Source organism: Sinorhizobium sp. 8-89, assembly GCF_030124325.1.
In the GTDB taxonomy this organism is placed as follows: Bacteria; Pseudomonadota; Alphaproteobacteria; order Rhizobiales; family Rhizobiaceae; genus Sinorhizobium.
In genome coordinates this window covers 14,467-40,290 of sequence record NZ_JASKLR010000030.1, presented here as the reverse complement: position 1 = coordinate 40,290, position 25,824 = coordinate 14,467, and the positions used below count along the sequence as shown (strand labels likewise).

Genomic DNA, 25,824 nt, shown 5'->3' with positions numbered 1-25,824 from the left:
GGTAAGGTCGGCGGCCACCGCCTGCGAGATCAAGGCGGCCGACTCTCGTGTGCCGTTCTCGTCGAAATCGAGCCGGGGGGCGGACTGATCGGCACGCACGTCGAACCCATTCAAGGTGGCGCGAAAATAGCCCCAGGTTCTGCTTTCGATCATCAACACGAAGAAGTCGGGAAGTGCCAGCAGCCGCGACGTCGGCAGGACCTGTTCGAGGCGCTGCTGTATTTTCGTGAGTAGCACGATCGCCTGATGTCGCGACCGTGCCATATCGACCTGTTCCGGGGCATCGGTTTCGGGCAGGAGACCAATATCCATCGCCTGCCGTGTAGCCACCGCAACCGCCAGTGAAAGCGGGTGCTCGACGGCAAATTCGATCGTCAGCGAGCAAATGGTGCACATTTGGTCTCCTGCCTCCGCTCAAGCGGTCACGATGTTGAACCAGAACTCGAAGTTGTCGAGCAGGCCGACAAATTCCGAGAGCTTCTTCGGATCGCCCGTGAGCTTGGCCTTTCCTTCGACCACCTGTTTCTCCATGGTGGAGACGCCAAGCATGACATCGTTCAGGTCCGTTCGCGTCGTGACAATGGAGGCGTCCGCATTTGGGAGGCTCTTGTCCTTCGAGTAATGGATGGCAGAGTTTTCGACGCCGACGACGTATTTCTCCTTGGTGTCGGTCAGTTCCAGGTTCAGGTTGATCGTCTTGCCGGCGGCACGATCGCCGTTCAACCTAACGCCCAGGAAATCGAAGAACATCTCGATCGGCATCGCCCTGATCGTATCAGGACTTGCCGTATTCGGCGTCGGAAGCTGGGTAACCCCGTCGCGTAATTCCCGCGCACCTGTCAGATAGAAATTGCGCCAAGGCCCAGACTCGGATTGATAGCCCAGTTGCTCGTAAGTGTCGGCAAGCAGGTGCTTCGCGGCGACGTTATTTGCGTCAGAAAATACGACGTGGTTCACTACCTCCGCGACCCAGCGGTAGTCCCCCTTCTCATAGGATTCCTTCGCCTGACGCAAGACATTGTCAGCGCCTCCCATGAAATCGACGTATCGCCGCCCCGCCTCCGTCGGCGGCAACTGATGAAGGTTCGCGGGAACGCCGTCGAAGAAACCGAGACGAAGGTTATACTGCGCTACCGCGTCATGATAAACGGAGCCATAGTAGCTTCTGCAGGCCCAGGTGGTCGCCAGCCCCGGCGGCAGCCGGATCACTTCGCCGATTTCCTTCGGGGTCATGCCGCTGTTGGCCATGCGCATGACCTGGTCATGCAGGTAGCGGAACATGTCGCGCTGCTTCTTGATGTGGTTCACAACCCGTTCATTGCCCCATGTCGGCCAATGATGGGAGGCGAAGAGGACTTCCATGTCACCGCCGAACATGTCCAGCGCCTGCTGCAGGTATTTCGACCAAAGCAGTCCATCACGAACCTTCGCGCCGCGCAGTGTGTAAAGATTGTGAAGCGTGTGGCAGGCGTCTTCAGCGGCGCAGAATGCCTTGTATTTCGGAATAAAGAACATGAACTCTGAAGGGGCCTCCGATTCCGGAGCCATCAGGACCTGAAGCTCGACGCCGTCGATGGTGATCTTTTGTCCCGTTTCCGTTGCCCAGTCGGTCGGAAGCGCCAAGCCGATCTCGCCGCTCGACGTCGATTTGCCAAGCCCGCCGTCGACCTGTCCAAGCGGGCCTCTGGGGAGCAGGTTTCCATACATGTAGCTCGCGCGCCGGCTCATCGCGTTTCCGGCGATGATGTTTTCGCCGACGGCCGCATCGGTGAAGTCTTCCGGCGCGATGATCTTGACCTTGCCTGCGTCGATATCGGCCTGGTTCACGAGGCCGCGCACGCCGCCATAGTGGTCCACATGGCTATGAGTGTAGATGACCGCGACGATCGGCTTGTCGCCGAGCTTGGGAATGACGAGTTGCTTCCAGACGGCGGCTGCGGTCTCGGAGCTGACGAGCGGGTCGATAACGATATAGCCGGTATCCGTACGGATGATGCTCATCACCGAGAGGTCATAGCCGCGCGCCTGATAGATGCCGTCGACCACTTCGAAGAGACCGTGGATCATGTTGAGCTTGGCCATGCGCCAGAGGCTCGGGTTCACCGTGTCGGGCGCGTCGTCGGTCTCGGAGGTGCCGAGAAATTGATAGACGCTGAGGTCCCAGACCGGCACGCCATCGGCGTTCTTGATGATCGCCGGGTCAGGCAATGCCGCAAGCAGTCCCCGGCGCGAATCCTCGAAGTCCTGGACATCGTCGAAGGGAAGCCCGTTACGATACATGGCGTTGTATTCAAGCGTCGCCTGGGTTGCCGGCTTCGGCTCGTTGCCGGATTGCGGAACAGGTGGTGCATCCTGAGCATTCGCCTCCCCGGATCGGCCGACAAAGGTAACCGCCAGACCCGCCGATGCCATACCGCGAAGGAAATCCGATCGGCTGATGCCGCTGCTATCTGAAGGGCTCATGTTGTCCTCCTACCCTTTCCACAACCTATTGACGAGGGGACGTAGGGCGGTAGGCACTGAAGGGAAGAAGCGTCGCAGTAACATTTGCGCTCACGCGCCTTGGATTGGACGTTCGGTTGTCGGCCTTAGACGGCGCGCAGCGCAAAGCAGCCGGAACGAATGACAGCTTCTGGCCGGAAGCAGCCTTGACCCGAAGCGCTGCTGACTTCCTTTCACCATCCTATTCCAGACGATCGGCTGGCCGGGACGAGCGACTGCTTCGGATGGTTTCCCGCCGTACGCTTCCGAGATCGGAACGAGCAAGTAGCGCCAGAAGCAGAAGTTATCCTGGAAACAGCCAGGTTCCGCTCTCGGCCCCAAAGCGGTCAGTTATTCGACTTGACGAGGATGTCTCCTGTTGCCGAAATGAGGTCGGGGAACGCGTCACTGATGGTCGCCACACAGAGACGTTATTTGAACGGGAGAGATCGACCCGAAGCCGTCATTCACAAGACGGGGCCGGAAATTTCCGGTGTTGCCCGAACAGTCGACATTTCTCATTTCCGCTGACGTAGGTCTGAATCGGATGCGGCGGCTGAGCCCTCGGGATACTGAGCTCCTCTCAATCGCCGTCGCGCGGAATTCACCGTCGGACCGAAGGCGAGTGCCGCGGCCACGCCTGCGAACAGGGAGTTGGCCGCTTGGTGTTCGCAGTAAGGCAGAGCTTTTCCCTCGCTAGCGGTACGGACAAGGCGTATAGTTCTTGATTGTTGAGGGCACTTCAGATCAAGCGATACAGACCTTTGGCTTGAGGTCAGGCGGACTCTACATTCGTAATTGCTTGGGCCGCTCACCGGCGTGGGCTTCCTGTTGAAATAGTCTTTCGCGCGATTCTGACGGGTATCTTCCTTCTTGTTGTAGAGGGAGCGTTCCGATGCAGATCATCCAGAGCCGCCGCTCTTTTCTGGCCAGCGTAGCTGCAGCTGGCGCCGCTGGTCTGACTGCCGCAGCATCGTTTGCGACTGAGGCGCCATTGGAAACCAGCACCATCCGATTGGCAAAGATCAGGGGCATCTGCATCGCCCCCCAGTACGTCGCCGAGGAGCTGCTGCGTTTGGAGGGGTTCAGAGACATCCGCTATGTGATGGCGGAAGCAGGCTACGGCCAGTCCGAGAAGATCGCGCGCGGTGATGTGGACTTCAGTTTGAACTTCGCTGCACCACTTGTCCTTGCGATCGATGCGGGCGACCCGATCACCCTGCTGGCGGGCGTGCATCCAGGCTGCTTCGAGCTGTTCGGAGACGAAAGCATTCACAGCATCACAGACCTGAGGGGCAAAACTGTAGGCATACAAGGCCTAGGTTCAACGCCGCACGTGTTCGTGACCAGCATGGCGGCCTATGTCGGCCTTGACCCACAAAAGGACATCCGCTGGGTGACCGATCCATCCGTCGGGCCCATGGAGCTCTTCATCAAAGGAAAAGTACACGCATTTCTCGGATTTCCACCCGAGCCTCAGGAACTGCGCGCCCGCGACATCGGCCACGTAGTCGTAAACAGTGCCATCGATCGCCCCTGGTCGCAGTACTTCTGTTGCATGCTGGCTGGCAATACGGACTTCGTTCGGAACAACCCTGTCGCCACCAAGCACGTGTTGCGCGCCATTCTCAGGGCGGCAGACCTGTGCGTCGCCGAGCCGCGGCGCGTCGCGCGCCAGATCGTCGATGGCGGATTCACCGACAACTATGATTATGCCCTCCAGACGATGAGCGAGGTGCCGTACGGCAAATGGCGCGAATACGATCCCGAGGACACGATTCGGTTTTACGCCCTGCGGCTGCACGAGTCCGACATGATCAAGTCGAGCCCGCAAGAAATCATTGCCAACGGTACCGATTGGCGCTTCCTCATTGACGTGAAACGCGAGCTAAAGACGTAAGCGGATGGCCGGCGCGCTCTTTCGAAAGGAAGGAGGTCCCCAATGCAGATCATTCAAAATCGTCGCACTTTTCTGGCGGGTCTGACGGCGGCCATAGGTGCAGAGCTGTTCAAGGTCCGGGCGTCCAGCGCCGCTGCGGAACCGGCCCCGGAAACGATCTCTGTCCGCTTGCCGCGGTGGATCGGTGGCGCCTACTGCTGGGCGGGCTTGTACATCGCAGGAGAGCTGCTGCGCGCCGAGGGCTTCACCGATGTCCGCTACGTGCAAGGCGACCCGAGCGTCGATCAGTCTGTGTGGATTGCACGCGGCGAAACGGATTTCAGTCTGAACTACGCGGCTGTTCACGTCTCTTCGATTGACGCCGGCATACCGATCAATGTGCTTGGCGGACTGCATTCCGGATGCCTCGAACTGATCGCCAACGACAGCGTCCACAGCATTACGGATCTGCGAGGCAAACGGGTGGGCGTGTTTGATCTCGACTCGGCGGGGTATGTGTTAGTCGCTCTGATGGCCGGCTATGTCGGCCTCGATCCCGTCAAGGATATCGATTGGGTCATCGTGCCCAACGATGAGACGATGGCGAGCAGCTTCGTCGAAGGAAAATTCGACGCATTCCTCGGCCAGCCACCCGTTGTGCAGGTGCTGCGCCCCAAGAAAATCGGCCATACGATCCTCAATTCGACCATCGATCCACCGTGGTCGCAGCATTTCTGCTGTATGATTTCCGCCACCGAGGATTATGTGAACAAAAACCCGGTGGCGACCAAGCGTGTCCTGCGGGCAATCTTCAAGTCAGCCGACCTCTGTGCATCGGATCCTAAATTGGTTGCACGGCAGGTGGTCGACCGAGGTTTCGTCCCCAGCTACGAGATCGCGCTGCAGACTCTCACCGACATCCGCTACGATAGATGGCACGACTACGACGCCGAAGCCTCTCTGCGCTTCTACGCGCTGCGCATGCAGGAGACGGGCATGATCAAGTCGAGTCCCAAGGAAATCATCGCCAATGGTACGGATTGGCGCTTCCTCAACGAGTTGAAACACGAGCTCAAGAGATGAGGAGTGGCCGGCCGCTTTGAAGGGGATGCCGCATGCAAATCATCCAAGACGATCTGGAGGACTCTATCCGTTTCTACGCACGTCGCCTGCAGGAAACAGGCATGATCCAATCAAGTCCCCAACAGATTATCGCGAATGGCACAAACTGGCGCTTCCTCGAAGAGCTCAAACGGGAGTTGAAGACATGAGCGCTTGGCCTGTGCATACGCTGGCACTGGCCCTAGCACTACTGGCTCCGGCGGCGCCAATGTCAGCCCATGATGCATCGCACGCCGAGCGCTTGCCGACGATCGGAGCGGCGCCGGACTTTACCCTGACGTCGCAGGACGGCGAGCCTCTGTCGCTCCGCGACTTTCGCGGCAAAGTGGTCGCCGTCGCATTCATCTTTGCTTCCTGTGCCGACATTTGCCCGATGCTGACCGACAACATGGCGCGTGTGAAGGATGCGCTGGGCCCTTTGTTCGGCCCGCAGATCAGCTTCGTCTCGATCACCGTCGACCCGGAGCGGGATACGCCCGAAGTGCTGAAGCAATACGCGCAGAATTTCGCCGCCGATGTGAATGGCTGGTCGTTCCTTACCGGCGATCCGGCAGTCGTTCATGATGTGGGGCGGAGATATGGCGTCATAGCGAGGAAGACGGCGAGCGGCGACGTCGACCATATCCTGCTGACGTCGCTTGTGGACCGTAACGGCAGCTTGCGCGTGCAATATATCGGCGCCAGTTTCGACTTGGAGGAGTTCCGGAGTGATCTTCTCAGCCTTGTGGATGAAGCACGGTAGTATCGCGAGCCGGCTGATGAGTTGGGTTGCGCGTCTGCCGGTGCGCGTCCAGACCAAGCTCCTGATTGCGTTCCTATCGATCGTCGGACTGCTGATCGTGCTTGGGGCCGTCGGGTTGCAGGTGTTGAGCGGGGTCAACGATCAGACAACTGAGCTGATCAAGCTGCAGCGCAGGATCGCAGCCTATCGCCAGGTCCAGCACGACACGACCAATCAGCTCTACAGCATCTCGACGGCACTTTTGCTGCAAGACGAGAGGATGCTGGATGCGGCGCTACGCCAGCTCAGCCAGTTCGGTTACGACCTCGACCGCATGGAGTTCGTCGCCACAAGCGAGGTGGGCGTGCTCGGTCAGGTTCGGCTCGAGTATGACCGGTTTACGGCTGGCGTGATGCGCGTCGTGGAGCTCATCCGCTCCGGCCGCACAGAGGAAGCACGTAAAGTCCAGCTCGATGAGATCATGCCGTCGGCCGACAGGCTCGAACGGCTGACAAATCAGCTGGTCAACATGGCCGAGGCTGACATGGTGACGGCAATCGAGGTGACGGAGGGAGCCTACGATGCCTCGCGGCTGGTCGTAGTTTCCTTTGCCGTGGGTAGCATCCTGTTGGCACTGGGTCTTGGCTACGTCATCTCCTGGTCGCTGGTCGACCCCGTCAAGAAGATCGAGGCGCGTTTGCGCCAGATAGCGGCTGGCGACTTTGCCCAACAGGTTGCCGTCGGCAACCGGGACGAGCTTGGTGCGCTCGCCGACAATGTCAACCAGACCTCAGCGCAACTCGGACGGCTGTACCTTGAAATCGAGACCCGCAACCGAGAGCTGACCGAAACACTTGAGCAGCAGATGGCGACGAGCGCGATTCTTCGCACGATCGCCGCTTCCCCGACCGACATTCAACCCGTCCTGGATGCCGTTGCCGAGAGCGCGGCAAAACTCTGCGACGCTTACGACGCGGCCATACTCCTGAAAGACGGTGAGTCGCTGGCAATCAGGGCGCATCACGGCCCGATCCCGATTGATTTCGTGAAATGGCCGATCAGCCGTGACTGGGTTGCCGGTCGCGCCTTTGTAGACCGGAAGACAGTGCATGTAAGCGATCTCAGCACCGCAGGCGATGATTTCCCCGCTGGCCGACAAATGGCTGTGCGGCTTGGCCATCGGACGACCCTTGCTGCCCCGCTTCTGCGGGAAGACGAAGCCATCGGAAGCCTGATAATCCGTCGAGTAGAGATTCGGCCATTCGACCGCAAGCAGATTGAACTGCTCACGACCTTTGCCGACCAGGCGGTGATCGCAATCGAGAATGTGCGTTTGTTCCAGGAGGTCCAGGCGCGCACGGCCGAACTCGCGCGCTCCGTCGCCGAATTGGAAGCGCTTGGAGAGGTCACCAAGGCGGTCAATTCGACGCTTGATCTCGACACAGTATTGCAGACGATCGTAGCAAAGGCCGTGCAACTCTCGGATACGGATGCGGGTACTATCTATGTGTTCAGCAACACCAGGCAACAGTTCCGACCGCGTGCAACTTATGGAATGAGCGACGAGCTCGTTGCCGCCATCTCTGGGCAGCCCATCTCTCTGAATGATCCAGGGATCGGTGATGCCGCACGGCGCCGCGAACCTGTGCAAGTGCCCGAACTTGTTGAAGGAACGCCGAGTCCCGTTCAGAAAATCATCCGGGACGCTGGATATCGCGGCGTCCTGATCGTTCCATTGCTCAGGCCCAACAAGATTGTTGGCGCTCTCGTCGTCAGGCGCCGCAAACCCGGAGAATTCGACGAGCAGGTTGTCCACCTGATGGAAACTTTTGCCGCCCAGTCGGTGCTTGCCATTCAAAACGCCAAGCTGTTCCACGAAATAGAGGAAAAAGGCCGGGAGCTTGAGGCGGCAAGCCGCCACAAGTCTCAGTTCCTCGCGAATATGAGCCACGAGTTGAGGACGCCGCTTAATTCGGTTCTGGGCTTCACCGAGCTTCTGGTCGACGGTATTTACGGTGAGCTTCCGGACAGGGCAAAAGCGACGGTGGCGCGCGTGCAGGCCAACGGTCGCCATCTTCTGGGGCTCATTAACGACGTGCTGGATCTTTCGAAGATCGAATCCGGCCAGCTCACACTGGCCTTTGAGGATTATTCGCTCGGGCAGATCGTTCGAACTACCGCCGCCGCGGTCGAACCGCTGGCGCGGGAAAAGGGCCTAGCGTTCACTACGACAGTTGCGAACGACCTTCCGACCGGCCGCGGTGACGAGCGCCGTCTAACCCAGGTCCTCCTCAATATTGCCGGCAACGCTATCAAGTTCACGGAATCGGGCTCTGTCAACATTCTGGCCAACGCAGCCGATGGCCACTTCGAGATCGTAGTGCGGGACACCGGTCCAGGCATCGAGCCCAAAGACCAGGCGCTCATCTTCGAAGAATTCCAGCAGGTTGACAACAGCAGCACCCGGCAGAAAGGCGGCACGGGTCTCGGTCTGGCTATCTCGAAACGCTTTGTCGAAATGCACGGCGGAACAATAACCGTGGAGTCGGTGCCCGGCTCCGGTGCGACGTTCCGAATTACGATACCAATCGATGCAGAGGAGCACGTTCAAGCGGCATGAGCAAACGAATCCTGATGGTGGAAGACACCGAAGACAATCGCCAGATCGTGCGCGATCTCATCGCGACCACCGAATACGAGCTGATCGAGGCCGCGGATGGTGCCGCCGGCGTGGCGGCTGCGGCGGCGCAGAAGCCGGACTTGATCCTCATGGACATCCAGCTGCCGGTGATGGACGGGTATGAAGCGACTCGCCACATCAAGTCCGACCCGGCGCTCCGGCACATTCCGATCATTGCCGTCACCTCCTACGCGTTCTCGGGGGATGAGGCGAAAGCCCTGGCTGCGGGATGTGACGGCTATATCGCCAAGCCATTCAGCCCGCGCCAACTGCTGGCAAAGGTCCGGGAACTCCTGACCTGAGGGAGGCTGCGCCATGCACGATCCGCCCCGCATTCTCGCCGTCGACGACACGCCGGAAAATCTCGAAATCCTCTGCATGCGCCTCGAGGCGAATGGCTACGAAGTGGTGACCGCCGCGGACGGCGAAGACGGTCTTGCAAAAGCACGCGACCTCAAGCCTGATCTCATCCTTCTCGACATCATGATGCCGAAGCTGGACGGCATCAGCGCCGTGCGCCTGCTCAAGCAGGACATTTCGCTACGATCGATCCCGGTCATTCTGGTGACTGCGAAAGCCGACACGCGAGATGTCGTCGAGGGGTTGGACGCCGGCGGCGACGACTATCTGACCAAGCCGTTCGAGCACAAGGCGCTGCTGGCGCGCGTCCGGTCGATGCTGCGGCAGAAGGCGCTTCACGACACCGTCGAAGCCCAGGCGCAGAGCCTTAAGGACCAGGCGGCCCAACTGGCAGCATGGAACCAATCCCTGGAACAGAAAGTGGCGGAGCAGGTCACGGAGATCGAGCGGATGGCTCGGCTTCGACGGTTTCTGCCTGCTCAGGTTGCCGATCTCATTGTTGCGGCTGACAATGGCGACGCGCTTCTCCAAAGCCACCGACGCGAGGTGTCGGTCGTTTTCTGCGATCTGCGCGGCTTTACGGCATTTGCCGAGACTGCCGAGCCTGAAGAGGTGATGACAGTTCTTGGTGAGTATCATTCCTGTCTCGGTGAACAAATCACCTCCCACGAAGGGACGTTGGAGCGGTTCGTGGGAGACGGCATTCTTGTGGTTTTCAACGACCCCCTGCCCTGCGCCGGCCATACCGAGAGAGCTGTTTCCATGGCCGTGGCGATGCGTGACGCAATTGACGAGCATTCAGAGCGATGGCGCAAGCGGGGCTATTTGCTCGGTTTCGGAATCGGCATCGCGCGGGGTCATGCAACCATCGGAAAGATTGGCTTCGACCGGCGCTCGGATTATGCGGTCATCGGTACCGTCCCGAACCATGCGGCCCGACTGTGCGAGGAGGCGAAACCTCGTCAGATTCTCGTCAGCCAACGGGTCTTCGGGGCAGTCGAGCCACTCGTCGAATCCATTCCTGTTGGAGAATTGACTCTGAAAGGTTTCCACCGCCCGATGCCGGCATACGAAATTGTGCGGTGGCTTGGACCGTCATGGTGACGATCATTAGCCCAGGGGCGCTCACCGATCGGGGCATAAGCGGATCGACCGACCAATAGCTGGTGGCTGCGGTGAAGCCTTCGGCAGTGCCGCCGGCAAGGAGGCCCCACCTCGCGGCAGAGCACGACGAACTCCTATCCCTTCAACTCCCTCTTCAGTTCGTTGAGGAAACGCCAGTCGGTGCCCTCAGCCAGGAGCTTCTGGGGTGTGCTCTTGAGCATCCCAACTTCGTGGAGACGCAGGGCGTAGAAGCGCAACGTGTCCTCAGCGCTATACTCACGCCACTGATAGGGAAGCGCCTTCACGACCTCGAGGGCATGGTCATAGCGTTTAGTGTAGCCCTGGTCCACCATGAACTGCGCGGATTGCTCGGGCTCGCTGGCGCAGAAATCCGCCGCTTTCAAGATGGCGCGGAGGGCGCGTTTGGTGGCCACCGGATTCGTGCGGACGAACTCCCGATTCCCAGCCAGCATGCAGCAGAAGTATTGCGACCAGGGCCGGTCCACGATGCTGCTAATCACCACATGGCCGATCCGCTGCTCCCGCATTTCCTGCGGTTCGGGGGGAAAGCCTAGATAGGCATCGATCTTCCCCTCACTTAGGAGCCGGATGGACTCGGGTCCCGGATACGTGACGAAGTGTATGTCCTTGTGGAGGTCCAGGCCCACATAAGCCGTGATGGTGGCGAGAAAGACGAATCGGCTGGAATCCAGCGTTGGTACGGCCACGGTTTTCCCCTTGAGGTCGCGGATTGCCTGGACGCGATCGGTCCCGAACAGCTCAAAGCAGCCGACGTGGAGTCCTGCTAGAATGACGATGGGATCCCCCGCCTCCAGGCGGAGAAGGAGCGGGGCGGCGAAATGCCCGTTGAGGTCGGCTTCACCAGAGGCGAGGGCCGGCGCGATGTCTGCAGTCCCCCCTCTTTGGAGGTACTGCACGTCGGTGAACCCTTCGCTGCGCAGCAGCTCTTCGGCTACATACTGGGGAGCCTGACAGATGCTGGGGATCCTGACGAGCCGGATCCGCGTCGTCTCAGGCGGTGGCTCCGCAGCGGCTCGCCTGGGGTGCCAGCCCAGGAGCCCCGCAGTTCCCACCGACGTTACCCCATGCAGGAAGCTCCGTCGGCTGAACTGTCCGGAATATAGAGTATGCATGGGAACCTCCCTTCCAAACGCGGGCCAGTGTCACGCCGGGAACGCACCCATGGACGCCTCTGCCCCCGCATGAACAGGTACAACTCTCATACGGTTTAACCGGATGGCGAATGATAGCACATAGTGCCGCGAATTTGGCGCGCGAGGTTGAACCCAGCTGCTCTGTGCACGGACGCGAAGCAGTTCTATCTCCGCGCTATCGCGACAGCTCGCGAGCGGTAGAGGCGCGATCGCTCGCACCGCGATCGGCTCGCTACCGCCGACCTACACCACTTGTCAGGACATCATCTCCGAGCATTTCGGGAAGGTCCACTTTGTCCGCAGTCCCGACATAGACGGTTCTCGCCCGAACTTCTGTTCCCCACCCCATTCCAGACGATCGGTTACGGGCCAATGGACCGGCGGCTTTCGAAAAGCCGGCTCTGCATCCCTCGCCTTGAGGAGGATCGAGCCGCCTGAAGACGATCACACGTGCGATGTATGGCAGAGCAGGCCCGGAGCTCCTTAGGGCACGCATGCTGTGGCTCAACAATAACCATCACCACACAAAGTGAGGAAGGCCCCTTTATGCCAAACTTAACTGAAACAGCCGCATTCTCACTTTTAACTTTTAACTGCCTAGCGACACCGCTTTGTCAGCAAGGTCGAAGAGAGCTCGGAGCTCCGCCGGCAGGCTGCGCGCCGCGGAAGACTGGTATGACGCCTTCACTCACGACGTGTTTCACTGAAACGAAAGTCAACTCCGCTCAACAGCCGGGCCGGCCATTGCGGAAATGCCGCTGCCATTGTGGATACGCCCCGCCTTGGTGCCGGATCGTTGCTCCGGGATCAGCGCTGGAACAGGATCAGGCAGCCGCTCCAGCCGCAGGGAATTCACCACCACGAGGATGCTCGAGCCGGCCATGACCGCCGCCGCAAGGATTGGCTGCAGAAGTCCGAATGCTGCGAACGTCAGCGCGATGAGGTTGTAGCCGAAAGCCCACATAAGATTGGTCAAGATGGTCCTGCGGACCGCGCGGGCCACGTCGATGATCCAGGGCAGCATCCACAATCCATCCGCAGGCAGCACGAGCGCCGCAGTCTCGCGGGCGAGATCGGTGGCGGAGCCGACAGCGATACCGACATCTGCGGCGGCCAAGACCGGCCCGTCATTCAGTCCGTCGCCGACCATCGCCACCGAACCGTGATCATGGCGGAGCCGATCCAGTGCCAGCCGCTTGGCCTCTGGCGAAAGGCCTGCTTGGACGTCCTTGATCCCAACCAGGGCCGCGATCCGCTCCGCCGCTTGCGCCAAGTCGCCGGTCAACAGCGTGATATCGAGTCCGCGCTCACGCAGGGCCGCGATCGCGGCCTGAGCCTCGGGAAGCGGTGAATCATCGAGCGACAGCACGGCTTGAACCCGCTCGCCCCAACCGACATAGACTACCGAATGACCGCTCGCCTCCAGCGACCGCGCACGCTCGGCCAGCGACGGGGGAAGCGGCCAGCCCAGTTCATTCATCAATCTCCCGTTCCCTGCCGCCACAGGCCGGCCTTCGGCGCTGCCGCGGATGCCACGGCCGGGAACCGTCCGAACATCGCGGATGACGAGCGGCGTAATGTCCCGCTGAGCGGCGGCTGCCGCGATAGCCCGCGCCAGACCATGCTCGGAAAAGCGCTCCAGACCGGCGGCGCGCGCCAGTACTTCGTCGATGCCGACCTGCTCGGGGTCGATGCCGACGAGACGCGCTTTGCCCGCCGTCAGAGTGCCGGTCTTGTCGAAGGCGAGCAACCGTATACGCGCGAGGGTTTCCAGTACGCCGGGGTCGCGGACGAGGCAGCCGTGCCGCGCCATCCGGCCGATGCCGAGTGATGTCGCCATCGGACCCGCGAGGCCGACGGCACAAGGACAGGCAACCACCAGTACCGAAAGGCCAATCAGCAACGCCCGATCGAACGCCAATGACTGCGCCCAGTAAACGATCGTCAGACCGCCGAGGACGAGGACCAGCGGCACGGACACGCCAACGACGCGGTCGGCGAGGCGCTGGGTTGGACTGCGACGGCCCAGCGCTTCGCGCACCGACCGGCAAATCCGCGCCCAGCGGGTTGCGGTTCCGTCACCGCTGCTTTGGATCAAGAGCGGGCCGTCGATATTGATGCTGCCGGCAATCACCTTGGAGCCGGAGCCCTTTGTCAATTGCCGGCTTTCTCCGGTAATCACGGCTTCATCGGTGTTCGATTCCCCCTCGACAACCACGCCGTCGACCGGAATCCGCTCGCCTGGCCGGACCCGCACCAGCATGCCGGCCGACACCTCCCGCACCGGACGGCGGATCTCTGCCGCGCCATCGACCACAGTCGCGCTCTCGCTCTCCGCGGCCAGAAGAGGTTCGAGGTCGCGCGCCGCCCTTGCGCGGCCAACAGCCTCGAGATAGCGGCCAACCGTGAATAGCATCAGCACCATGACGGCGGTGTCGAAATAGACATGCGTGCTGCCCTCGAACACGGCAAATGCCGAATAGAGGTAAGCCGCAGCGACGCCAAGCACGATGAGTGCCGACGACGTCACTCGTCCCTGAATGCCATTGAGCCACATTTCGCGCAAATAGGGTCCGCCGAGAATCACAACCGCCGGCGTCGCGAAGATCCAGAGCAAAAAGTGAACCCACGGCAGCACGCCCGCATCGACGCCGGTGAACGCGTCCGAATAGAGGAGGAGGCTGAACATCATGATATTCATGGAGAGAAAGCCTCCCACGCCGAGTTGGATCAGAAGCCAGGCGGATTCCCACTCTTCGTGTCTACCGCTCTTCACCTGGAAGGCGATGCAACAGCCGTAGCAGCAGAACGCGCAAGCCTCACCGTTGAGCCTGCGCTCCATCGGGCGCAGGCCGACGGGCAGCGAACAGTGGCTACAGAGGATATCGTCATGCGCAGTCATGCGGGATGTCCGTCCAGCCAGGCAAGGCCGATATGCGCGTGAGACGGCAGGAGACCACGGCCGAGCGTGATGAGACCAAGCAAAAGAATAAAGCCACCAGCCAGCCGCACGCCGCGCCGGCGCCAGGCTGGCCCGAGTATCCAGCCAACGCCGCCCATCATCAACATCGCGGGGAAGGTTCCCAGTCCGAACCATGCCATGACGAGGAGCCCCGGAAGCACTCCGGCGGTGCTCGCCGCCTGGGCGGCGAAGGCATAGACCAGGGGACATGGCAGGAAACCGTTGAAAACGCCAAAGGCGAGCGGCGCGGCGCTGCTCCGAGCCGTCAACAGACCGCGCAGGGACAATGCAAATGTGCTGCCGCCAAATCCGATCGCAAGGCGATGGAAGACCTGCAGCAAGCCGAAGAACTGCAATGCCATGGCCATCATGAGCAGGCCCGCTATGATCGCGAGAATTCGTTGAGCGATGTCGAGGGAGCCGTTCAAGAGCGGCGCCGCCGTTAGACCTTGCGTGGTGCAGATGACCTGACCGATCGCACCCGCGAGCCCGCCCAGAAAGCAATAGGTTGTCAATCGGCCGGTATTATAGAGCAGGTGGCGAACGACGGTTGCGCCTCCCCCTCGCTGATCGCGGCCCAGGGCGCAGGCAAAGCCGCCGCACATGCCGATGCAATGAAAGCTGCCTGCAAATCCAGCGGCGAAGATCACGAGGTAATAGATCATTGGCGTTTTCGCTGCGCCGCCTCCGCGTGCTATTGCCGCACAAGATAGAAAAGATAGATGATAAAGCCGACGGTGCAGCCGCCATAGATGAGGAAGCCGAGCATCTGCGGCAAGCCGGCGTCAGCGAGCTTGAAGACGGTGTCCTGTAGCATCCGCTGCTCCTATGTTAGCCGAAATAGAGACGAAGCACGTTTATCGCCAGCTCGAAGGCCAGGAAGAGAAGGTTCAATGCGGCGACCCCAAGGAGAATTTTGGCTATCAACATCTCCATCACTCCTGCCTTACAAGCCCTTGCGACGGTCTTCTTAGAACAGACGGCCGGGGCCGAGCCCGCCCCAATAAACATACATGTAATACAGCCCCCAGGCGAACAGCAGCACGTAGACCACGAGAAGCCATAGCGGAATGAATCCCACACGCGCTTGTATCAGTCCGCCGGCATAGTCCTCCAGTTCAGGGTGCGAGCTTTGACGCACGTCCAGTTCCGGATGCCTCGGGCTCTCCGGATCGCTGCTCTGCAGATCGCTCATTTTCCATTTCCCTTTCAAAAAACCCGGTGGCGGCTTTGTCGGTGTCGCTCAACGCGCCGGATAGGACGCCCCAGATGAACAAGAACAGGGCCGCCAAGCTCATCATCATGGCACCCGCATAGGGACCGGTGACTTCAAAACCGAGCATGCGCTAACCTCCTGCGGGTGTCTGTTGCTCGCCAGGCGGAGCTGGCGGGCCGGACGCCGGCACCGACGGATCGGGCACATACGCGCGCTCAGGCTTGTCAGCAATCAGTTCCAGATCGTTCAGCGCCGCGCGGACCTCCTTGGTGATCGGGAGCGGCTGCAGCGAGAGCGGGTCCTTATAGGCGGAAAGCGCCACCACGAAGTAGGAAAGCGCCCAACGGTCCTCGTCGGGAAAGGCATTCCGATAGGAGGGCATCGGCGTACCGCTGAGGCCGGTAGTTATCGTCCGGAAGATGTCTTCGACGGCCGGGCCAGACTTGAACTGGCCGCTGGTGAGGTCGGCCGGCACTATCGGGAAGCCGAGGTCATCCTTGAGACCGGCGGCTTTCTCGCCATCGCCCTTGCCGCCTTGGCCGTGGCACTCCCAGCACTTCGCCACCTGCCAAACCTCCTTGCCACGGTCCAGCATCGTCTGGGACGGAGTCGGCGGGCGCCCGATATATAACGGTGGGCCGGGCGGTTCCTCGACGAAGAAAGCGTAAGGACCGGCGGGATCGGAACGGTCAACCGCTAGCTCATACTTGATGTACTGGATCACCGCCAGGCGATCGTTGAGCGGCAGTTCGTACCAAGGGGGCATTGCCGTGCCGCGGATGCCACGAGTAATGGTTCGCAGCATGTCGCCGTCCGTGGGCAGGGGCTCCTTTGTCAACCTGAACTTGAAGACTGCGGACGTGAAGTCCCTAGGCCGCTGGTTGAACAAAAAGGTGGCGGCCGGTCCGTTGCCGTCACCTTTGACACCGTGGCAACCGATGCAGCGGCGCTCATAGACTTCCTTGCCATAAGCAATCCATTCCTCGGATCGCGGCATCGTCGCATCCATGACCTCCAGGCTTTGCGGCTCGAAAAGATCGCGCCATTTACCCCGGTTCGTGCCGAGCTTCTGGACGTAGGAAACGAGCGCCGCCAATGGTTCCGTCTCCGCCGCGATGCTCACGGTTTCTCCTGCATATTCGTCGTTCGGCGTCAGGATGATCGGCTTTCTTTCGCGCGCTCCCAGCGGCACGAACAGCAGCCCGTCCGCATTCGGCGTCAGCTGGATCGCTCGTTGGCTGTCGAAGTCGAACAGGCCTTCGGTGACCTCTGTCCTTTCCAGCGTCCGATTGCCAGCGCCGTCGTCAACGATACGGACGGCTGCATCGGGCTCGTGGAAGAGGCCGCGATATGGCGCCATTATCGAGTCCGGCACCAGCATCCGTGGATTGTAGAAGTGGGCCAGGTGCCATTCGTCGCTGTATTTCAGGCCGACGCGCGTCAGGTCCGGTCCGATCCGGCGTGTGCCGAACAGGTGCGGCACGTCATAGGCGTATTCGCCCGCTTCGCTGACCGGTCCCCAGCGGCGGATCTCGCCGGTCACTGGTCGCACGAATTGCGAATGGCAGTACCAGCAGCCTTCGCGCAGGTAAATGTTGCGGCCGCGAAGCTGCTGCTCGGTGTAGTCTGTGGCCTCTGAAACCATCCATTTCAGCTGGCCGAAATCCGTGCGCACCACCGAGGTCACGCGCGTAGTTCGCGAAGACGGCTCCACGAAAGGCAGCACGCCCTGCGTGACCACCGCAAGGGTGATGCAGAAGACGCCGGCGAACAGCGCGAAGAATCGAACGTTCACCGTGCAAGCCCTCCCGCCGGGATGGGCGCCTCCGCCGGCCCGCGGACGCGTCGCGCCTCAGCCGCCGGGCTGGTCAACGCGGTCAGCATCAGATTCACCACCAGCAGCGACATGCCGATATCCATGCTGATGCCTGCCAGGGTCCGGGCCAGCCAGTATGGCTTCACCCAGACGAGCGAGTCGAGCCACTCGACCCCATTCATCCATTGATAACCCTGCTGCAGCCCGCCCGCGGTGAGGACCAGGCCCATGGTCGCGATGCCGACGGTGATCAGCCAGAACGACCAGTTGCCGAGCTTGAATGACCAGAGTTCGCGCCCGAACAGCCGCGGCCAAGTATAGACGAGGCCTCCCATCGCCCAGACGACGAAGGTGCCGAACACGGTAAGGTGGGAATGCGAGATGACGAAATCGGTGAAATGAGTCGGCTGCTGCAGCTGTCGCAGCGCCTCGGTTGAGCCTTGAAAGCAGCCGACGAGATACATGAGCGAGCCCATGATCAGGAACTTCGCCGGCAGGTTCCTGCCGAACTCATGCCACTTGCCCATCATGGTGCCGAAGAAGTTCACCAGCACCGTCCACACCGGAATGATCAGCAGCATCGACGTGACGACGGCCAACGTCTCGGCCCAGTCGGCGATCGGGCTGTAGAGGTAATGGTGAATGCCGACGAACGGGTAGAACAATGCCAGAGACCAGAAGCCTACCAGCGAGAGCTTATGGGCATAGAGCGGATTTCGCGCGCTGACCGGCAGGAAATAGTAGATGATCACGTAGCCTGCGGGCGTTAGCCACAGCCCGACGATGTAGTGGAGATAGAGGCCATGGAAGGCGGCGCTGTTGATGCCCGAGATCGTGTATGGCAGGATGAAGCTTCCAAGCACGAAGTTCATCGTCGTCCACACGAAAGTGGCGATCAGGTACCATAGCGCGACATAGATCGCCGGCTCGAGCCTTCGGCTGATCGTGATCAGGAACTGCGCGGTCGCAACAGCCACCACGACGAAGAATGCGACCTTTGCGTAGAGCGGAAGCTCTCCGGCTTCCAAGCCGTCACTGTCGCCGATCAGCAAGCCGACCAAGCCGGCAAGTGTTGCAATATTCCAGACCCATGCGAGAAGAACCGACCACTCCGACCATATTACCCGCACCCCCGACAGACGCGGCACAAGATAGTAGCAAAGGCCGATGAAAAGCGTCGAGAAGGCGCCGAAGATGACACCGTTGACGTGGATCGGGCGCAGCCGGCCGAAAGTGAACTCGAGGTTCCCCGATCCGAGATAGTCGGGGTAGTTGAATGTGCTCGAGATCAAAACGCCCACGGACGGCGTTACCATCAGCCAGAACATGCCGAAATAAAGCCAGGTCCGCACGACCCGGTTGTCGACCAGCGCATCTAGGTCCACATTCGCGAAGTTGCCACGCAGCTCCATCCCAGTCTCTGCCAACGCATCGACCTCCCCGCGCGGTTGGTCGGCCGCACGACTGTTTCAACCCCATCCTTCCGCCATAGAGGGTCTCCCCGATGACGGACTCGCGTCGCGCTCCCTGAAGCCGGTGCCCCGCCTGTCGACGAGACTAGTGTTTGCCGCGCACAGACACCGAGCCGATGTTCGACCCGGTGATGTGCGCCTCGAGCGCCTTCATCGCCTCAGATTCGGGATCCATCTTCTTGCCCTGGTTTCGGCTTCTCGATGCACCAGTAACACGCTCATCAAAACGCGCATCGTCATAGAAGCCACCTCCTTCATGAGGATGAGGGGCAACTCTCAAAAATAGAGCCAAACCAGTACCATGTCTAGCCATTCAGTGGCAAAATGGGACAAGGTTGGCAGGTTTAGGCGAGGTTACTAATCACAAATATATGGGGGTTTGGCGCGGCATTCTCGGACCGGAGGTACTCTGACGAAGCGACGGCATCAACTCCTCCGCCCCCCCTGAGCCTGCGATCAGTACACCCCCTTCTCTGTCATATTCGCAGGTGTGGCGCGCCAGAGCGAGGTTAGCGGTGACGACTAATGGATCACGGCACCCACATCTACATGATGAACCGACAGGGGCAATTCGTGGAGGGGCTTGAATCTGGCACGCCAAGCAGCGGCTCTGCCGCTAGGCTAGGTGAGTTGGTCGATGACACGGGCCCTGGGATGACTGAGATCACGACTATGCAGTTGATCATTCGTCCAAAGGTGTCATCCGGAAGGAGAGCGGCCATGCAAAGACATACGAAGGAAGCTTCGGAGCTTAAGGCATTGATCCTCGCGGATCTTCACAAGGAGCCGGGATGCGAGCACGTCACCGACTTTGCGATTCAGCGGCTCGAAACCAGAGAGAACGGGGCAAACTGGACCGTCAAATATCTGGATCCTAATCAAGACAAGGTCTGCGAGACGATTCTGATAAACATTGCGCGAATGTTGCAGCTCAACTTCGACCTTCCCGAACGCGGGTCGTGAGAACGCTGCGAGCAGGATCAGCGCGCATCGCGCTTCGACATCATATTTAATGCAAGCAGGGGAATCGGGCGATGGCGGAACCGCGCGCAATTCTCCGGCACCAACCATCCGAGGCAGCACTGGTCTTCACTACCGGCTCTATCTCAAATCCAGACTGGCATATCGACCATCGCCAAGCTTGGCGGAAGATGCTCTTCTCCATACTCGACTGGCGGATACCCTCATCGAGTTATTGTTAAGGCATCGACAGGAGAGACAACCGGGATCCTCTAGAATTCGGTGTCGAGATTGTCCTCGTGATCGTGATGGCCGGGAAGCTCGGGCGGCGGCGGGCCAGGCACCTCGGCCAACATGGCCTCCGTCATGATCATTAGACCGGCCATTGAGGCGGCACCCTGAAGCGCTGTGCGCACGACCTTGGCGGGATCGACAATACCCGCCACCAACAGATCGCGAAACGTTCCGGTTTGCGCATCGTAGCCCCAACCGTAGTCGTCCCTTTGAAGAACTTGGGCGGCGACGAGCGAGCCATCCACGCCCGCGTTGGCCGCGATCTGTTTCGCCGGCCAGGTTATGGCTTTCTTGACGACGTTGATGCCGGCCTGCTGGTCGAGGTTCTCAGCCTTCAGCGTCTGGATCGCTCTGCTGGCGCGCAAGAGAGCGACCCCGCCGCCGGGCAGGATACCCTCCTCTACGGCGGCTCGGGTGGCATGCATGGCGTTGCGGATACGGTCCTTCTTCTCCCTAACCTCCGACTCGGTCGCGCCACCGACCCGGATCACGGCAATCCCGGTGGAGAGCCGCGCCAGCCGCTCCTGAAGTTTTTCCCGATCAAAGTCGGATGTGGACAGTTCAAGCTGTGCCTTGATCGCGGCGATCCGCGCAGCGATTTCCGCGCTTGAGCCGCCTCCTTCTGCGATCGTCGTATTCTGCTTGTCCACCCTGATCTTCCGGGCGCGGCCGAGATAGTCGATCGAAATGGACTCGAGCTTCAGGCCGACCTCCTCGGAAATGACCGTCCCGCCGGTGAGCAATGCTATGTCTTGCAGGATCGCCTTGCGGAGCTCGCCATAGGCAGGCGCCTTGACGGCCGCCACTTTCAGGCCGCCGCGCAGCTTGTTGACAACCAGCGCCGCCCTGACCTCGGCCTCTATGTCCTCGGCAATGATGAGAAGCGGCTGGTCGGCCTCCATGACTTTTTCCAGCAGCGGCAATATTTCGCCAAGGCTCGACAGCTTCCTCTCGCAAACCAGGACAAGCGCGCCCTCCATCTCCACCTGCATCTTGTTTCGATTGGTGACAAAATGGGGAGAAATGTAGCTGCGATCAAACTGAATGCCGGTGATGACTTCGCTTTCAGTTTCGAGCGACCTGCCTTCCTCGATCATGATCACGCCATTGGTGCCGACCTTCGCCATCGCCTCGGCGATGATCTGGCCGATCTCCCGATCGCCATTGGCCGAAATCGTGGCGACCTGTGCGATCTCGTCATTTGAGGTGACGGATCTCGCATTCTGCTTCAATGCCGCGCCGATCGCCTCGACCGCACGATCAATCCCCCGCTTCAGGTCCATCGGGTTCATACCAGCAGTGACCGCCCGGACACCGCCTCTGAGGATTGCGTCGGCGAGCACCACCGCCGTCGTCGTGCCGTCGCCCGCCAGGTAGGAGGTTTTGATGGCGACCTGCCTGAGCAGCTGAACGCCCATGTCCTCGAACCTGTCCTCCAGTTCGATTTCCCTCGCGACCGTCACACCGTCCTTGGTGATTTTTGTGCCAAAGGAGCGGTTAATGGCTACGTTTCGACCGCGCGGCCCGAGCGTGACGGCAACGGCGCGTGCAAGTGTCTCGATGCCGTTCAGCATGCTGTCGCGCGCTTGGAAGGCGAGTCTGATCTCCTTGGCCGTCATTTGCCTCTCTCCCTTTACTGCGTTGCGCATCTGAGCGGATGGGACAAGTACGCAACGACGCTTCGCATTGGTGGGCCTCTTCGCTAGTCCGATTCCGATTTAAGACCTCACGCGGTAGTCTCCGAGGAGACCACACCTTCGCGGGGAAGCCCGAGTTGATCCCAAACGTCGCTAAGCGCCGCCACAAGTTGGCTAATCATGATGTCGTCATGGCATGGAGAGAGCTGTCACGAACCTTTGAGGGCGAGACAAGCGTTCAGACATGGCCTCCTTTTCTCGGAGTTGCAATCCGTTCGACGATTCACTCGCGATGCTTCGTCATCACTTGCCGCAGCATATCGGCCATGGAACCACCGGACATACCGGCCCGCAAGCCGCGAACGAACTTGCCCTGAGGGTCCATGACATAGATGTAGGTACTGTGGTCGACGACATAGTCGGCGCCTGTTCCCAGCAGATGGCGGTCGCTGTAAGCGCCATATTTCTGCGCCACCGCGGCGATCTGCTCCCCGCTTCCGCTCAATCCAAGGATCCGCCGGTCAATGGCGCCGGTATATTGCCCCATAACAGCGGGCGTATCGCGTTCTGGATCGACTGTGATGAAGATTGGTTGCACCTTCGCTGCCTCGGGGCCAAGCCTGTCGAGCGCGATGGCAATCTCGCTCAGCGTCGTTGGACAAAGACTCGGACACGAGGTGTAACCGAAGAAGACCAGCATCCATCTGCCGCGGAACTTCGCGTCGGTCACCACGGCGCCACCCGGTTCGATGAGGCTGAACGGTCCGCCCACGGTTACCGGCGACGCTGCGAGTCCAGGCACGGTGCTTACGAATACCGCAGCTGAAATCAATCCATGGAGGATCGCGCGTCGGCAAGTCGAAGCCCAAAGCAGATCGTTCCGCCTCTCCATGTCGTGCCTCCCCATCGCGGGCCAACATCCTGCGTTGCACGCTCTCAGCGGCGATGCGAACCGGATGCCTGGCGAGGCCGAAGAACTGCTCCGATAGCTTAGCCTTGCAATGGATACGTAGAGATATGACGCGGCCGGGTGTTTCCCGCTGGCGTCTATCTACATTCGTCGCCAGCCCTGCCAAAATCGCGATTTCGCCTTGATATTAGAACCATTCTGAAGGAAAATACAATGTTTCCTTCAAGACGAGGGAGGCTTGCTGTGACAAAGCACCGCTTCTTCTCTAAGTTTCTTGCAACTGCTGCGGTTATGATGATCGCACCGCCGGCTCTATCCTATGAGGTAAGCGCCGTAACCGGAGGCGGATCAATTGAAGGCGTCATCGTCTATCGCGGCGACGTTCCGACGACCAAGATCATTCCGACAAAGGATGTTGAGGTTTGCGGGCAACCGCGGGATGAACCGCTAATCCGCGTTGGCGCTGATCAGGCGGTCGAAAGCGCGGTTGTATATCTGGTCGACGTCGCGTCGGGAAAGGAATGGCCCGCCCCCGGCAAGACACCCGAGCTAAACAACCTGAAATGCCGCTTCGAACCCCAAGTGCAGGTGATCGCTGCAGGCCCGCTTGACGTGATCAACTCGGACCCGATGCTTCACAACACGCACGGCTACTACGGCAAGCGCACCGCCTTTAACCTGGCCCTGCCGAATAAAGGTCAGCGCATACCGGTTGAGTTGCCGCGGCCGGGCACGGTGCGCATCGACTGCGACGCGCATGGCTGGATGGAAGGCTGGATTTACGTGGTAGACAATCCCTACTACGCGGTTACCGGCGCTGACGGCAAGTTTTCCATTACTGACATTCCGCCGGGCGACTACAAGCTCGTAGCAGTGCAGCCCTTTATCGGCCCCACGGAAATGCCCATTAAAGTCGAGGGCGGGAAAGCCACCAAGTTCGATATCGAGCTTAAGAAGAAGTAGCACGAGTAACGTGTCGGCGTGAGAAACGTAAAGTAAAGAACAAGAAAAGCACTGACTGGCTTACATGCCATGTCTGCCTCTGTGGGGCCGAGTTCTTCTTTTCGGCCTGAGAGGAGGATTCGTCATGTCTGACGAGCTTGATCGCATACGTCGCGAAATGCATTCGGTACTGCAACCCGAAGGGGCTCGGCCCGACGACTCACTGAAAATTACCCGCCGTACCTTTATTCACGGATCCCTGCTATTCGGCGCGGCAACTGTCAGCCAGGCCTTCGCCTGGTGGCCGCTGCTCAACACGCTCGATATTGCGCACGCGGCTGAAACGCCGTTCAAGTTTGCCTGGATCTCCGACACCCATCTCTATCCAAGATCCTTGAACACACGGTTCGTAGACAAGGTGGTGCGTGCGGCCCAAGAAGTCCAGGCGATGGATCCGCCGGCCGATTTCCTGATTTTCGGTGGGGACCTGGCCCAACTTGGAAAGATCGAGGAGTTGGAACTCGGCGTCGACCTGCTGAAGGAGGTCAAGATCCCGAAACATTACATCCCCGGCGAGCACGACTGGTACCTCGACATGGGTAAGAAATGGGGCGAGCTGTTTGGCCAGCCCAACTGGACCTTCGACCACAAGGGTGTGCGCTTCATTGGCCTCGACACGGTCAGCCGCGGACCGGACTATTGGACGGCCAAGAACATGACGCCCGAGGAGCGCATGGGCCATATGGCCACACTCGACGGCACCGTCGCCGGACCATGGGCGGGCGTGGGCCGGGATCAGCTCGACTGGATGGAAAAGACCCTCGCCGACTGGGACAAGCAGCGCCCCGTCGTCATCTTTAGCCACAACCCCCTCTACGAGTACTATCCGCCGTGGAATTTCTGGGTGCGTGACTGGCGCGAAGTCCATGAGGTGCTGAAACCGTATGCCAAGGTCACGAACATTCACGGTCACGTGCACCAGGTCCTCTACAACGAGATCGGAACGTTGCGTTCGATTGGGATGTTGGCAACGTCCTGGCCGTGGCCCTATGCGCCGGAAGGTTTGCCGAAGCTCACCAAGCCGATGATCCGTGTCGACCCCGGTGATCCCTATGATGGGGTCGGCTGGAGCAAGATCGACGTGGCGGCCAATGACCAGTTGGAAACAGAATATATCATGTGGGGGCGCAAGGAAGTGTTCGTGCAGTCCCCCGAAGACCACGACAAGCATGTTTCGGAGGTTATTCGCCCAAGGATCGCCGACAACATGTGGCCATTCTAGCGGAGGAAGGGTCATGACAACCCATTCGAAAATCCGCTGTTCACTGCGGCGCTTCGGCTTGGTGGGGGGAATTGCCATTGCCGCCGTTTTCGCGGGACCGACCAGCGCCCATAAAGATCCGGTAAAGCAGGAGCAGTTGAAGATTTATCAGGAAGTGTTCATGGAAGAGGTCAGGAAGGGTGACCTTCTCTTCCATGGCGACCAGAAGATGGCCGAGCAGCTAGGTGTTGCCGACGACCTCTCGAAAACTGGCATGGCCTGCGCGATGTGTCATCCCATGGCGTCCGACACACACCCTCAATCCTTCCCGAAGTTCCAGGCGCAGATCGCCAAGTTCGCTACCCTCCGCGACATGATCAACTGGTGCATCGAGAAGCCGAACCAGGGTGTGAAGATCGATCCGGAATCCGAGGCAATGAAGGCGCTCGAAGCCTACATCACGTGGTCCAACACCGGTTCGGTGCTGCAGCCAGGCAAGTTTTAAGGCGGCCGCTGTCCGGATGAGCGCTACGGCTATCCTTACGTGAACCCGAACTGGCGCGGGGAAGAGTAGGCATATCTTGGCAAGACCGCACTCGTCTTGCTGACAGCGGGCTTGGGATGTTGCCTTGGGTGGTCGACGTCGCCCGCGGTTCGCCGGACCATTCTTACAAATCTCCTCTGGGCCCTTGGCTACAATCTTATCGCATTGACCGCCGCGGCCCTCGGATTTCTGAAGCCGATCCTCGCGGCGGCCGTCATGGCCGGATCGAGCGTCCTCGTGGTTATGAATTCGACGCGCTCCAGCGCCTGCCGGACCCGGATCCACCGG

Annotated in this window: 22 protein-coding genes; 11 read left to right on the top strand and 11 right to left on the bottom strand. The window is 60.1% G+C overall.

What is annotated here, in order from left to right; translation table 11 throughout:
* The coding region (locus QN219_RS29760; RefSeq protein WP_284004000.1) for a hypothetical protein at positions 1 to 396 on the bottom strand (396 nt) is incomplete at its 3' end.
* Positions 397 to 414: 18 nt separating this feature from the next.
* Positions 415 to 2,463, bottom strand: a complete 2,049-nt coding sequence (locus tag QN219_RS29755) for an alkyl/aryl-sulfatase (protein WP_284003999.1) — start codon at positions 2,461 to 2,463, stop codon at positions 415 to 417.
* A gap of 913 nt (positions 2,464 to 3,376) precedes the next feature.
* Here QN219_RS29755 and QN219_RS29750 point away from each other — a divergent pair.
* From QN219_RS29750 to QN219_RS29720, 7 genes are read left to right on the top strand one after another with little or no spacing between them, the layout of a single operon-like run.
* The gene (locus tag QN219_RS29750) at positions 3,377 to 4,381 is read left to right on the top strand and encodes an ABC transporter substrate-binding protein (RefSeq protein ID WP_284003998.1); all 1,005 of its coding nucleotides are present in this window, start codon (positions 3,377 to 3,379) and stop codon (positions 4,379 to 4,381) included.
* Positions 4,382 to 4,423: 42 nt separating this feature from the next.
* On the top strand, positions 4,424 to 5,443 hold the full coding sequence (locus tag QN219_RS29745; protein ID WP_284003997.1) for an ABC transporter substrate-binding protein: 1,020 nt from the start codon (positions 4,424 to 4,426) through the stop codon (positions 5,441 to 5,443).
* 32 nt (positions 5,444 to 5,475) lie between these two features.
* Positions 5,476 to 5,631, top strand: a complete 156-nt coding sequence (locus tag QN219_RS29740; protein WP_284003996.1) for a hypothetical protein — start codon at positions 5,476 to 5,478, stop codon at positions 5,629 to 5,631.
* A 59-nt stretch (positions 5,632 to 5,690) separates the two neighbouring features.
* Positions 5,691 to 6,224: an SCO family protein gene (locus QN219_RS29735; protein ID WP_284003995.1), complete on the top strand. Its 534-nt coding sequence runs from the start codon at positions 5,691 to 5,693 to the stop codon at positions 6,222 to 6,224.
* Positions 6,190 to 8,823, top strand: a complete 2,634-nt coding sequence (locus QN219_RS29730) for a GAF domain-containing protein (RefSeq protein ID WP_284003993.1) — start codon at positions 6,190 to 6,192, stop codon at positions 8,821 to 8,823. The genes QN219_RS29735 and QN219_RS29730 overlap by 35 nt, the downstream gene beginning before the upstream one ends.
* On the top strand, positions 8,820 to 9,185 hold the full coding sequence (locus QN219_RS29725; protein ID WP_284003992.1) for a response regulator: 366 nt from the start codon (positions 8,820 to 8,822) through the stop codon (positions 9,183 to 9,185). Before QN219_RS29730 ends, QN219_RS29725 begins: the two co-directional genes overlap by 4 nt.
* A gap of 13 nt (positions 9,186 to 9,198) precedes the next feature.
* Complete coding sequence (locus QN219_RS29720) at positions 9,199 to 10,347, top strand: response regulator (RefSeq protein ID WP_284003990.1); 1,149 nt, start codon at positions 9,199 to 9,201, stop codon at positions 10,345 to 10,347.
* 134 nt (positions 10,348 to 10,481) lie between these two features.
* On the opposite strand, the gene QN219_RS29715 is transcribed toward QN219_RS29720, so the two are convergent.
* The 7 genes from QN219_RS29715 to QN219_RS29685 form a co-directional block, all read right to left on the bottom strand.
* Positions 10,482 to 11,501, bottom strand: a complete 1,020-nt coding sequence (locus QN219_RS29715; RefSeq protein ID WP_284003989.1) for an ABC transporter substrate-binding protein — start codon at positions 11,499 to 11,501, stop codon at positions 10,482 to 10,484.
* A 736-nt stretch (positions 11,502 to 12,237) separates the two neighbouring features.
* Complete coding sequence (locus tag QN219_RS29710; protein ID WP_309486645.1) at positions 12,238 to 14,364, bottom strand: cation-translocating P-type ATPase; 2,127 nt, start codon at positions 14,362 to 14,364, stop codon at positions 12,238 to 12,240.
* A 56-nt stretch (positions 14,365 to 14,420) separates the two neighbouring features.
* Complete coding sequence (locus QN219_RS29705; protein ID WP_284003987.1) at positions 14,421 to 15,149, bottom strand: sulfite exporter TauE/SafE family protein; 729 nt, start codon at positions 15,147 to 15,149, stop codon at positions 14,421 to 14,423.
* A gap of 29 nt (positions 15,150 to 15,178) precedes the next feature.
* The gene (locus QN219_RS29700) at positions 15,179 to 15,301 is read right to left on the bottom strand and encodes a hypothetical protein (protein ID WP_013845677.1); all 123 of its coding nucleotides are present in this window, start codon (positions 15,299 to 15,301) and stop codon (positions 15,179 to 15,181) included.
* Positions 15,302 to 15,454: 153 nt separating this feature from the next.
* The gene (locus QN219_RS29695; protein ID WP_014766281.1) at positions 15,455 to 15,679 is read right to left on the bottom strand and encodes a hypothetical protein; all 225 of its coding nucleotides are present in this window, start codon (positions 15,677 to 15,679) and stop codon (positions 15,455 to 15,457) included.
* Between the two features lie 151 nt (positions 15,680 to 15,830).
* Positions 15,831 to 17,495: a cbb3-type cytochrome c oxidase subunit II gene (locus QN219_RS29690; RefSeq protein ID WP_284003979.1), complete on the bottom strand. Its 1,665-nt coding sequence runs from the start codon at positions 17,493 to 17,495 to the stop codon at positions 15,831 to 15,833.
* Positions 17,492 to 18,928 carry a cbb3-type cytochrome c oxidase subunit I gene (locus tag QN219_RS29685; protein WP_309486644.1) on the bottom strand — a complete coding sequence of 479 codons (1,437 nt, stop codon included), beginning with the start codon at positions 18,926 to 18,928 and terminating at the stop codon, positions 17,492 to 17,494. Before QN219_RS29685 ends, QN219_RS29690 begins: the two co-directional genes overlap by 4 nt.
* Before the next feature lie 585 nt (positions 18,929 to 19,513).
* Here QN219_RS29685 and QN219_RS34330 point away from each other — a divergent pair.
* A complete protein-coding gene (locus QN219_RS34330; protein WP_284003977.1) occupies positions 19,514 to 19,951 on the top strand; it encodes a hypothetical protein in 438 nt (145 codons plus the stop codon).
* A 269-nt stretch (positions 19,952 to 20,220) separates the two neighbouring features.
* Here the strand turns inward: QN219_RS34330 and groL are convergent, their stop codons facing one another.
* Entirely contained in the window at positions 20,221 to 21,861 is a 1,641-nt protein-coding gene (groL, locus tag QN219_RS29675) for a chaperonin GroEL (RefSeq protein ID WP_284003976.1), read from the bottom strand.
* A gap of 301 nt (positions 21,862 to 22,162) precedes the next feature.
* Positions 22,163 to 22,771 (bottom strand): SCO family protein, encoded by a 609-nt coding sequence (locus QN219_RS29670; protein ID WP_284003974.1) that lies wholly within the window; start codon positions 22,769 to 22,771, stop codon positions 22,163 to 22,165.
* A 261-nt stretch (positions 22,772 to 23,032) separates the two neighbouring features.
* Between QN219_RS29670 and QN219_RS29665 the strand changes: the two genes are divergently transcribed.
* From QN219_RS29665 to QN219_RS29655, 3 genes are all read left to right on the top strand, one after another.
* Positions 23,033 to 23,752, top strand: coding sequence for a carboxypeptidase regulatory-like domain-containing protein (locus QN219_RS29665; protein WP_284003973.1), 720 nt, complete (start codon positions 23,033 to 23,035; stop codon positions 23,750 to 23,752).
* Positions 23,753 to 23,876: 124 nt separating this feature from the next.
* A complete protein-coding gene (locus tag QN219_RS29660) occupies positions 23,877 to 25,013 on the top strand; it encodes a metallophosphoesterase (RefSeq protein WP_284003971.1) in 1,137 nt (378 codons plus the stop codon).
* 13 nt (positions 25,014 to 25,026) lie between these two features.
* Positions 25,027 to 25,497, top strand: a complete 471-nt coding sequence (locus QN219_RS29655) for a hypothetical protein (protein ID WP_284003970.1) — start codon at positions 25,027 to 25,029, stop codon at positions 25,495 to 25,497.
* Positions 25,498 to 25,824: the final 327 nt, after the last annotated feature.

Bases quoted from the DNA above. Each gene is read 5' to 3' on its own strand.
- QN219_RS29755 (WP_284003999.1), bottom strand. From the start codon at position 2,463: ATGAGCCCTTCAGATAGCAGCGGCATCAGCCGATCGGATTTCCTTCGC.
- QN219_RS29750 (WP_284003998.1), top strand. From the start codon at position 3,377: ATGCAGATCATCCAGAGCCGCCGCTCTTTTCTGGCCAGCGTAGCTGCA.
- QN219_RS29745 (WP_284003997.1), top strand. From the start codon at position 4,424: ATGCAGATCATTCAAAATCGTCGCACTTTTCTGGCGGGTCTGACGGCG.
- QN219_RS29740 (WP_284003996.1), top strand. From the start codon at position 5,476: ATGCAAATCATCCAAGACGATCTGGAGGACTCTATCCGTTTCTACGCA.
- QN219_RS29735 (WP_284003995.1), top strand. From the start codon at position 5,691: ATGTCAGCCCATGATGCATCGCACGCCGAGCGCTTGCCGACGATCGGA.
- QN219_RS29725 (WP_284003992.1), top strand. From the start codon at position 8,820: ATGAGCAAACGAATCCTGATGGTGGAAGACACCGAAGACAATCGCCAG.
- QN219_RS29720 (WP_284003990.1), top strand. From the start codon at position 9,199: ATGCACGATCCGCCCCGCATTCTCGCCGTCGACGACACGCCGGAAAAT.
- QN219_RS29715 (WP_284003989.1), bottom strand. From the start codon at position 11,501: ATGCATACTCTATATTCCGGACAGTTCAGCCGACGGAGCTTCCTGCAT.
- QN219_RS29710 (WP_309486645.1), bottom strand. From the start codon at position 14,364: ATGGAGCGCAGGCTCAACGGTGAGGCTTGCGCGTTCTGCTGCTACGGC.
- QN219_RS29705 (WP_284003987.1), bottom strand. From the start codon at position 15,149: ATGATCTATTACCTCGTGATCTTCGCCGCTGGATTTGCAGGCAGCTTT.
- QN219_RS29700 (WP_013845677.1), bottom strand. From the start codon at position 15,301: ATGCTACAGGACACCGTCTTCAAGCTCGCTGACGCCGGCTTGCCGCAG.
- QN219_RS29695 (WP_014766281.1), bottom strand. From the start codon at position 15,679: ATGAGCGATCTGCAGAGCAGCGATCCGGAGAGCCCGAGGCATCCGGAA.
- QN219_RS29685 (WP_309486644.1), bottom strand. From the start codon at position 18,928: ATGGAGCTGCGTGGCAACTTCGCGAATGTGGACCTAGATGCGCTGGTC.
- QN219_RS34330 (WP_284003977.1), top strand. From the start codon at position 19,514: ATGGATCACGGCACCCACATCTACATGATGAACCGACAGGGGCAATTC.
- groL (WP_284003976.1), bottom strand. From the start codon at position 21,861: ATGACGGCCAAGGAGATCAGACTCGCCTTCCAAGCGCGCGACAGCATG.
- QN219_RS29670 (WP_284003974.1), bottom strand. From the start codon at position 22,771: ATGGAGAGGCGGAACGATCTGCTTTGGGCTTCGACTTGCCGACGCGCG.
- QN219_RS29660 (WP_284003971.1), top strand. From the start codon at position 23,877: ATGTCTGACGAGCTTGATCGCATACGTCGCGAAATGCATTCGGTACTG.
- QN219_RS29655 (WP_284003970.1), top strand. From the start codon at position 25,027: ATGACAACCCATTCGAAAATCCGCTGTTCACTGCGGCGCTTCGGCTTG.